The 8859-nt window shown below is 53.9% G+C and carries 11 protein-coding genes; 6 read left to right on the top strand and 5 right to left on the bottom strand.

Annotation, left to right across the window (positions count from 1 at the left end):
- Window positions 1-230: 230 nt before the first annotated feature.
- Complete coding sequence (locus tag GTA51_RS19665) at window positions 231-650, bottom strand: hypothetical protein (RefSeq protein ID WP_160964164.1); 420 nt, start codon at window positions 648-650, stop codon at window positions 231-233.
- A 280-nt stretch (window positions 651-930) separates the two neighbouring features.
- Here GTA51_RS19665 and GTA51_RS19660 point away from each other — a divergent pair, with 280 nt between their 5' ends.
- From GTA51_RS19660 to GTA51_RS19650, 3 genes are read left to right on the top strand one after another with little or no spacing between them, the layout of a single operon-like run.
- Complete coding sequence (locus GTA51_RS19660; RefSeq protein ID WP_160964162.1) at window positions 931-1197, top strand: type II toxin-antitoxin system ParD family antitoxin; 267 nt, start codon at window positions 931-933, stop codon at window positions 1195-1197.
- A complete protein-coding gene (locus GTA51_RS19655) occupies window positions 1197-1490 on the top strand; it encodes a type II toxin-antitoxin system RelE/ParE family toxin (RefSeq protein ID WP_160964160.1) in 294 nt (97 codons plus the stop codon). The genes GTA51_RS19660 and GTA51_RS19655 overlap by 1 nt, the downstream gene beginning before the upstream one ends.
- A 12-nt stretch (window positions 1491-1502) precedes the next feature.
- Complete coding sequence (locus GTA51_RS19650) at window positions 1503-2051, top strand: tyrosine-type recombinase/integrase (protein WP_160964158.1); 549 nt, start codon at window positions 1503-1505, stop codon at window positions 2049-2051.
- 106 nt (window positions 2052-2157) lie between these two features.
- Here GTA51_RS19650 and GTA51_RS19645 read toward each other — a convergent pair whose 3' ends face one another.
- Window positions 2158-2616 (bottom strand): hypothetical protein, encoded by a 459-nt coding sequence (locus GTA51_RS19645; protein ID WP_160964156.1) that lies wholly within the window; start codon window positions 2614-2616, stop codon window positions 2158-2160.
- A gap of 405 nt (window positions 2617-3021) precedes the next feature.
- On the opposite strand from GTA51_RS19645, the gene GTA51_RS19640 reads away from it, so the two are divergent.
- The 3 genes from GTA51_RS19640 (at window position 3022) to GTA51_RS19630 (ending at window position 4408) form a co-directional block, all read left to right on the top strand.
- Window positions 3022-3327 carry a type I restriction endonuclease subunit M gene (locus tag GTA51_RS19640; RefSeq protein ID WP_160964154.1) on the top strand — a complete coding sequence of 102 codons (306 nt, stop codon included), beginning with the start codon at window positions 3022-3024 and terminating at the stop codon, window positions 3325-3327.
- 161 nt (window positions 3328-3488) lie between these two features.
- Window positions 3489-4124, top strand: a complete 636-nt coding sequence (locus tag GTA51_RS19635) for an AAA family ATPase (RefSeq protein ID WP_160964152.1) — start codon at window positions 3489-3491, stop codon at window positions 4122-4124.
- A 17-nt stretch (window positions 4125-4141) separates the two neighbouring features.
- Window positions 4142-4408 carry a hypothetical protein gene (locus GTA51_RS19630; RefSeq protein ID WP_160964150.1) on the top strand — a complete coding sequence of 89 codons (267 nt, stop codon included), beginning with the start codon at window positions 4142-4144 and terminating at the stop codon, window positions 4406-4408.
- A 43-nt stretch (window positions 4409-4451) separates the two neighbouring features.
- Here GTA51_RS19630 and GTA51_RS19625 read toward each other — a convergent pair whose 3' ends face one another.
- The 3 genes from GTA51_RS19625 to GTA51_RS19615 form a co-directional block, all read right to left on the bottom strand.
- A complete protein-coding gene (locus GTA51_RS19625; RefSeq protein WP_160964148.1) occupies window positions 4452-5576 on the bottom strand; it encodes a replication protein RepA in 1125 nt (374 codons plus the stop codon).
- 474 nt (window positions 5577-6050) lie between these two features.
- Complete coding sequence (locus GTA51_RS19620; RefSeq protein ID WP_160964146.1) at window positions 6051-7088, bottom strand: DUF3991 and TOPRIM domain-containing protein; 1038 nt, start codon at window positions 7086-7088, stop codon at window positions 6051-6053.
- A 197-nt stretch (window positions 7089-7285) separates the two neighbouring features.
- Window positions 7286-8859: type IV secretory system conjugative DNA transfer family protein (locus GTA51_RS19615; RefSeq protein ID WP_160964144.1), on the bottom strand; the 1574-nt coding region annotated here is incomplete at its 5' end.

Here is an 8859-nt window from a genome sequence, read left to right as displayed (position 1 = left end):
GCCCGGCTGGTGCAACGAAATCTGTTTCAGCAATGTGAAATTCTCGACCTCATTGACCCGCGACGGCAACGCTTAAAACCAAACAATTCTAGCAGGCTATCTCTTCTAAATTAGCCGGACAGAAATGTATTGTGATGCAAAACAATCTTGTTGATATGAATTTATGCATATTTATTTGACGGAGCAGGCGAGTTAATTTCGCCTACTCCGTGTTAAGTAGAGGATTTCTGTTAGTTAGTGTGCTCAACCCACCGGCCATCACTGGTCAGGGCTTGAAATTTTCCGTCTGATCTTTTGTCTACAGACCAGCCGTTCTCTGTTTTTATGATGGTGATCTTTTCTGTTACACGCATACCCTTTGCCACTACAAGTATTTTGAAAAAGTTACTGGCTTTGTCTATAATTGGCATGCTAAGCTTTACGCCTTCTTTTGAGGCAACAATATATGATACATCAGCGATGTATGTCTTGGCGTCTTTTTCAAATCCATTTGTTTTTGTAAAATCTTTTATGACGTAATAGTCGCTGATACCTGCCGTTTTCATGCTGTCTTCCAGTGCTGCTTTGATTTGATCATCATTCGGTTTGCTGGCGCAGGCTGCGAGTGCGAGTAAAGCGACGGTGGTGAGTAATACCAAAATTTTTTTCATTTGACCCTCCGGTGGCGTCGTTAAAGATTGATCATAAATTCGGATTCTCTACAAAATTTCCTTAGGTTCGGATAGGGTATTTTATTAGACAAAATATTGTATTTTGTCTAATGTCTGAAAACACAGGGGCCGGAATCCTTGGGGTTTCGGGGCTTCTTTAAACCCAAACATTAGACAAAAAGACGCCAGTCCCCAAAAAGGCTGGCTTCCTGTCTCAACAGGCCTTATAATAACAAAAATTAGCAAAGTTTGTTATCGGCTGATGGAAGGAGGCGAAACAATGAACATTTCTCTCACGCCCCATCTGGAAGAGATGGTCAAAAGTAGGGTTAGCAGCGGGCGTTACGGAAGCGCGAGCGAAGTCGTGCGGGAAGCCTTACGCCTGCTTGATGAGCGCGAACGCCTTCAGGCCATGCGGCTTGAAGAACTCCGGGCAGAAATTAAAAAGGGCCTGGACAGCGGCGAAGCCACACCCTTGGACATTGAGGAAATCAAGACGCTTGGCCGTAAGCGGCTGGCGGCTGAACGGGGAGGGGCTTCTCTCTGATGCCCATTGTTCTAAAGCTCCCCCAGGCAGAAGCCGACCTTAATGAAATCTGGCTTTACATTGCCCGCGATAATATCGAGAACGCCGATAGCTTTCTCGAAAAGATCGAGGCGCGGTGTCTTTCTCTTGCAGAGTTTCCGCGTATGGGCATCAGCCGTGAAGAGCTAGCGCCTTTTTTGCGGAGCCTTTCCGTAGGGAACTACATCATTTTTTATAAGCCAATCGAAAACGGCATCGTGGTTGTTCGCGTTCTACAGGGCATGAGGGACATCGAGGCCGTTTTCGATTTCTAAGTTCTGTATCCCATGAATGAACGAAAACACCTCACAGGCCGCGAAGTCGAAAGGCTTCTGGCGGCCACCAAGGGCGCACGGAATGAGGCCCGAGACCGTTGCCTTTTGCTCCTCATGTTCCGCCATGGGCTGCGGGTGTCGGAAGCCTGTGGGCTGGCTCTGTCCCAAGTGGACACGGAAAGCCGCGTTCTTCATGTGGCACGCCTGAAAAAAGGCCTCTCCACCACGCACCCGATGCGGGCGGATGAGCTTCGGGCCATCAAGGCATGGCTGGCGGATCGGGCCAAGATGAAGCCCGACACGGACTCCTTTTTCGTGAGTGAGCGGCGCGGGCCGTTGAGCCGGAAAACCGCTTGGGTTGCGATCAAGCGCTATGGCGAAGCGGCAGGCCTTCCCCTGCCCGCTCATCCCCACATGCTCCGCCACGCCTGCGGCTTCGCCCTGGCCGACCAGGGCGCGGATACGCGCCTGATCCAAGACTACCTTGGACACCGGAACATTCAACACACCGTGAGATATACCGCCACCAACCCGGCGCGGTTTGAGAAGCTTTGGCGGTAGGGTTAGTTTTCATAGGATTAAAAAGCTATCAGTGCATGAGGAAAGTCTGTAAAAAAGAAGTTACTGACTGCTGAAAACAAGTTTTACATCCGAAATAAATAGAAAATTATCTGTTCATTCTTCCGACTCGCTTGATGCACTCAACTATAGTTTCTGCATCATCATAGTGTATGCCTCCAAGGAACTCAATTTCTTCTGAGCCATACTTGATCACGATCTTATTGCTTTCGGCTAGAACAGAAGATATGTCTTTAAAAACAAAAAACTTTCCTTTCTCATCTACAAGTCCGCTTGGCTTTACAGTAATATTTACGAAATGAGTCCAGTGCGTACATGCCCACAAAAAAATTGCTGTGTTTACAATAAAAATAATCGTAACCCCGGTAGTGTCGTCGGATCCTTTTCTGGTTACAGCAAATAGCATGATAAATATAAATGCAGGCAGTGACAACATCGCAGAGAGTATGGCCGACCCTCTTCCTGTCTTTACTCTGAAAGTCGTTTCGCCATTGTTGTGTAAGATTTCAATTTTAGTCGTTTTCGCTTTTACAACATTTTCGCTCATAAAATTTCCTTGCTGTTTAATTACTTAAAAGACGTGCTTACGCCTGCACGATAAGGCCTATTTTAGCTGTGGGGCGTTTTCTCTTGTGTCACAAGTCTCAACGTTTCAAAGCCCGATCCTACGGGCTCCTGCTATTAGCCGCATCTTGACCCGAGCACAAGATGGCCTTTGGTGGGGGCCACTTGTCAAGATTATTTGCCCACCAGACGGGGCGTTTGCTAAGGGCTCCGCCCTCGCGCTCTACAAGCCCCTTCCGCCCAAAAAGACAGTTTTCTTTCGCCAAGCGGCGCAAGAAAAATGCTTTTTGGTTCCCCGCGAAGGGGGCTTTCCGTTTGCTACCCCAGTCTCGCCGACGGGCAAGGTTGCATCGCAGAGATGCAACCCAAACCCAAAGGAGACAAACAAATGACCCATACAACCTTTCAGCCTTTTGCCCTCGGCCAGATCGTGGCGACACGCGGTGCCCTAGACAGCGTTCCTCCCGCTCGGATTCATGATGGCCTTTCCCGTCATGCTCGCGGCGATTGGGGCACGGTTTGCGCCGAAGACGCAGAGCGCAACACCGAGGCCACCAGTGAAGGCTTGCGGATTGTCTCGGCCTATCCGATTGACCCCAGCCAGCCCGCGCGGGGATATGGCTCCAACGTTTTTTGGATCATCACCGAAGCCGACCGGAGCATAACCACGATCCTTTTGCCGGATGAATACTGATCCAGCCTCGGCGTCCGGGCATAAGCCCGGATGCCTCCCTTATTCTGCGGAGAAAAAAAAGTTCGTGCTTTCTGGTTTTCGTTCCTCTACTATTCGATTACGAAAACACGAAATCGTGTTTTATTTCTAAAACGAAAGCACGAAAGCCAGAAAGAACGAAAATGAAAACTATTGTTTTCGCTAGTCAAAAAGGCGGCGCAGGGAAAACGACCCTCGCGGCTCACCTTGCCGTTGCGGCGGAAAAGGCGGGGGACGGTCCTTGCGTCCTGATCGACACCGACCCCCAGGCCTCGCTTTCCGATTGGTGGAATGGCCGGGCGGATGAAGCCCCCGCCTTCGCCCCCATGGCCCTCAAGGATCTTGCCGAGAAATTGGAAGCCCTCGGCCAAATCGGTTTTTCCTTTGCTTTCATCGACACCCCCCCGGCTATCACCGAAGCCATTCGATCCGTCGTTGCCCAGGCCGATTTTGTTCTGATCCCCACTAGGCCAAGTCCTCACGACTTGCGGGCCGTTGGGCGGACGGTTGAGCTTGCCACCGAGGCAGGGCGTCCGTTCGCGTTTGCCGTGACCCAGGCCAAGCCCAACAGCCGCTTGACGGTCCAGGCTATGGCTGCCCTGTCCGCGCATGGCGTAGTGGCCCCGTCCATCGTGCATGACCGCGTGGATTATGCCGCCTCGATGATCGACGGCCGCACCGTGCTTGAGATCGACCCGCGTGGTCGAAGCGCCGGGGAAATGGTCGAATTATGGGAGTTCGTGAAAACACGAATGAACGAAAGCACGAAAGCACGATAAGCAGAAGGAAAGAAAAAATGGCCGCCAAGAAACCCGCTGACCTTTCATCCTCTTTGGTTGCCGTCAAAGGCAAGGCAACCGTTTCCCCGGACGCCACGGGGAGGCAGCCGGAGGTTCCGAGCGTACCCGTTGCCCCTTCTTCGAGCAGCGCCCCTTTGAACTTTAAGGTCGATCCTGATTTTCGCCGCCGTTTCCGACAACGAGCGGCAGACGCCGACCTCAAGCTTAATGCCTTGTTGCGAGAAGCCTTGGACGCGTGGGAAGAAAAGCGCGGGTTACGGTAGAAAAGAAGAAAGCCAGAAAGCACGAAAACAAGAAAGCAGGGCTTTAGGTCTGGCCGTGCTGTTTTCCCTTTCGCTTACAGAAGCCAATAAACGCGCCATCAGGGTTATCCGGCAGTTTGCCCGTCTTCGCGATCCACTCCCGCCAATCTTGCTCTAGGGCATAAATATCAAGACCCGGCGCAGCTCGGCGGGCCTTCTCGTAAGTGTCCGTGCGAAGCAGAATGTCCGTGCTGGCCAACATGGGGGCCAACCGTTCGGCAGCGCTTGGGCTTTCGATCTTTCGGCGCTTTCCTTCCAGCATTGGAATTTGGCGCTTTGCAATGTGCGGGGGGCTTGGTTTCAGGAGAAGGCCGTTTTCTACTTCCCCCACCTTTGCCGCGCCATAAAGAGCATGAACCTTTTTGAGGTGCTTAAGGAAATTGACCTTAAAATTTCTCAGCCCATGCGCGTTCTGGGCGTAGTCGGCCCCGAATTGTCCTTGCAGCAGGGGCCAAGGAATGACCGTATCTCGGCTTAAGTAAGACATGCGGTAAGTCAGCCAAAAATAAATATCGAGCGCCATGGGGGAGCGCTTAAGGGCCTTTAAGGCCAGCATATCGACCGGAACCGGACGCTCAATCACTTCATTGAAAAAGTCTGTGCTAAGCGTGACGGTCGATTTCCAAAGCGGGAGCTGATCCGGGGATTTAGGAGTCCACCACAGGGAATAATCCTTGGCGATCATAAAGCCCGCGCCCTGCGCAGAGCCTTCATCCGCATAACGGCAAGAGATCGAGGAACAGAAAAGGCTTTCGACCTGTTTTCTCAATCGAGTGATGCCACCACGCGTCCCCCCGGTGCGCTCAAGGCCCAATTCAGCCAAGAAGGCCGAAAGCGTCGGGCCAAGTTCAAGGGTGGGGGAGCGCGTGTAAATCGCTTCCGTTGTCATCCAGGAGAGCAGCAGGCGCGGAATAGAACCGTATGGCAGGCCAATCCGGGTTGGCGCAAGAATGGTCAGGGAGAACAACCCGTTTTCTCGATAAAACTCATTTGATGGGGTCGCTTTATGGGGCAGGGTGGCTTGCACGAATGTTCGAGCCATATAGCCAAGCCTTCCAGCTCGCTTGGCGTCTTCAGCCTCAATGGCAAGGGTTTCGGTAATGATCTCTTGCAGGTCTTTCCGGTCCATGCGGATTCCTCGCCGGGCTGTGGATAACTAGGTTTGCGCGAGCAGATTTTGCGCTGAAACACTAGCGCCTGCAAGGCGAATCTGCGCTGAAACGCTAGCGCCTTTGCGCTGAAACGCTAGCGCCTTTGCGCTGAAACGCTAGCGCGACTTGCCCGCAAAGCCACGGCCAGCCTAGCTTACAGGGCCGCCCCCTGTATTACCCTATAGACTCCCTGTAAATTTAAAACACCTGTATGGAAATCCGGTCCGCCGTTGCCCTCACAAAAAATCGGCGTTCGCTTCGCTCACACGTTTTTCAGATGCGCCTTTGGCGCAGGGTGCCAGAACCGAAACCGGGCAATAGGAAAAAGAAAGGGGCTGGACGCGCCCAGAGATGAGGCGGGAGGGGCTTTAAAGAGGTTTTGGCTACAGACCTCGCCGCCGGAGAAAAGACGCGCCAGGAGGCCGAAAAACGGCCCTGGCGTCGATTTTGGCTTAGCGCTTGTTTTTGGGTCGCGGCAACCTGGCTTTGCGGGGCCGCGCTATCGTCGCAACAGGTGGGGTTTTGCCGAACTCTGACCCGACCGAGGCCGGGAAAGCCGAGTCCACAATCCCTTTTTGCAGCTTTAAAACCTCGTTCCAATCCTTTCCCATGCCGACAGGCGGAAAAACCCGCCGGACCTTGACCGAAGAAGGGGCAAGGGCCGTGACCTCTTCCGCCAGCGCTTCCCCGCCTTCGTCGTAATCAAAGGCTAAGATCACTTCCGAGCCGGGCGGCATTTTTTCCATAGCGCTCCGGATCAATTCCGGCTGGCCGTGGTTCATCGTGCCGCCTATGGACAGATACCGCGCTTCCGCGTCCGGGTTCACGACATGGTAAGAAATCGCATCTATCGCGCTTTCGGCCAAGACAAGCCGCGAGGCCCCAGCTTTGGCCTTGCTGAACCACAGCCCCTTTGAGCCTCCCGCAGAAAAGCCCGTGAAGCCCTTGTTTTTGACCTCAAAGCCGCAAAGCCCTTCCCAATCATAATGCGGGAAGAGAGCGTTTCCCCGCTCATCCGTGCGGAGGCAGTGGGCAAACTGCGGCAGGATCAAAACGTCAGGCCCAAGGCCTCGCGCCGTGAGATAGGGGATATTCAGGCATGGCCGGGCGCGTTCCCAGGCCAGCAAGACCCCCGCCCGGTCGTGCGAGACAGGAAGAAGCTTGCGGATCGTCACGCCAACAGGAACCGGGCGCGGCGACCCAAGCCATTCCCGCAAGGTTTTGCGGATATGGCCAAGCGTGCCGCCGCCGCGCCATTGCAGAAAATCAATCACCGTGCCGTTGTCGCGGGCATCCCTTACGCAATAATAAACCCAATGTTCTGCGCCTTTGTTGTCCAGATGCTTGACGATCACGATTTTATCGCCGTTCGTTGTGCGCATCACTTCGCAGTTTTGGGAGCTTTCGCGCCGATCACTGACATAACCGCGTGAAGCCGCAAAGGCGATCAAGTCAATATCGGTTTTAAAGCGTTCTAGCTCAAGATCCATTGCAAGGCCTGTCTTCGGTATCGTTTCTTTCCTCGCGTTGCTCTTTCTTCTCTTCAAAAAGGAGCACGCAGGATTTTGCGCACTGTTCACAGATGAAAGCGCTTGTTTTGGAAACAATAAGCGGCTGATCTCCCGCTCCGCAAAAGGAACACACGATATGCATTCAAAAAGTATCATCAAAAACAATGAAAATGGGATTAACTGTTTTTTTTGACATCTTTAGATTGTTGGTTTTGCAACAGGAATTTTTTCATGTTGGGATGTCTCTCTTCCTGCCGTTTTGTAAGAGATATCCAATTATTAGGGTCAGGCGCGACAACCGGCGGCGCGGGGATTTCGGGCTTTTTCGCTTCGTCCCCACGCGGATCGTCCCACAGCCCGGAAAGACCAGGATCGTGGAAGTAGGGCACGCGGTCGGAGATGATCGGCCTGGAACCCTGAGGCAGGACGAGCATTTGATCTTTCGCAAATTCCAGCATGAGCTGTTCGGTCGTGCGCAAGGGGCGCATGGCCTCGCCCTTCGATTGGCCCTTGGTCATGCCGTAAATGTCTTGTTGCTGGTTTGTTGTCTCGACCAAGTGCCCGCCCATGAATTGTGACCAGTAATGTGCCGTCTCGTAGTCATCAAGGGAGAAGACAGCCCGCACGCCCGCGTTGCCAACGAAAGAAGACCACCGGCCTTTGTAAAGATCGCGCATTTGCGCCACGTCCTGAAATACCGTGACGAGCTGGATGCCATATCCGGCCGAGAGGCCTACGGCGTTCTCGACGATCTGCAAATGACCGAGGGTGGCCAGCTCATCGAGCGTGAAGCAGACAGGCACCGGCGGCGGGTTGAGGCTGTCCGTCATCTCATCGAGGGCCGCCGTCAGGACAAGGCGAAGCCAGCGGTTAAAGACCGGAAATTTCGGCGCGGACAGGCACAAAAAGACCGACATCGTGCCCTTGTGCCAGTCGGCAAAGTTCACCTCTTCCCCCGGCCCCGCCGCCGCCAAGCTGGCCACGATAAAGGGGTTGTCCAAAATCTCGGTTTCGCGCTGCGCCGTCGAAAGGATCGAGCCGAATTCTTTTTCAGGGGTTTGCAGAAAGGACGAAGCCAACCGCGCCAAAAGCCCGTCCGCCGCGTCGCTTTCAAGCATCAGTTCAAGAACGCTGTTAATGTTCTTGAGCAGGAGCGCCCTAACGGTTCCCAGGTCTTTTTCCTCCGGCAGGACCGCAGGGCTTGTCACAACATGGAGGATCACGGCGGCCAAGAGTTGTTGGGCGCTTCCCGTCCAGTGATCCCGAATGCCTCTTTCTCCCATGACCAGAGCGGCCGCAAGCGCCTTGCTTTCCGCTTCCATGTTGTCCGGCGTAAACCGGGACAGGGGATTGAAACGGGCCTTGGGCTTGCCGGAGATGCCGAAGGGATCGAGGTACAGCACCTTATCGTTGAGCGCGGCTCTTTGGCGGCCTGTGGCCTTGGCGTTCTCGCCCTTGGGATCGAGGACAAAGGCCGAGCCAGGATAGCGCAGCAAATGGGGGATGATTAGCGAAACGCCTTTGCCGCTTCGCGTGCTCGCCATGATGAGGACGTGCTTTTCGTTTTGCAGCAGGAGAGGGGAGCCATCCACATGCCCGAAGGCCATGCCGCTTTCGGCGCGAAGGGCGGCCTTTTCTTTTGGGGTGGCGAACCGCGCCCCTTTGGAATCGTCCGGCGCATCCTCAACCGGCGGCAGTTCGTTGCCCGTAAACCAGAACCAGAATTGAACCATGGTCCCGAAGAAGACGG

This window comes from Solidesulfovibrio aerotolerans (assembly GCF_009856865.1).
GTDB lineage: Bacteria > Desulfobacterota > Desulfovibrionia > Desulfovibrionales > Desulfovibrionaceae > Solidesulfovibrio > Solidesulfovibrio aerotolerans.
The sequence above is the reverse complement of the archived record's forward strand: the minus strand, read 5'-3'. Positions and strand labels throughout refer to the sequence as shown.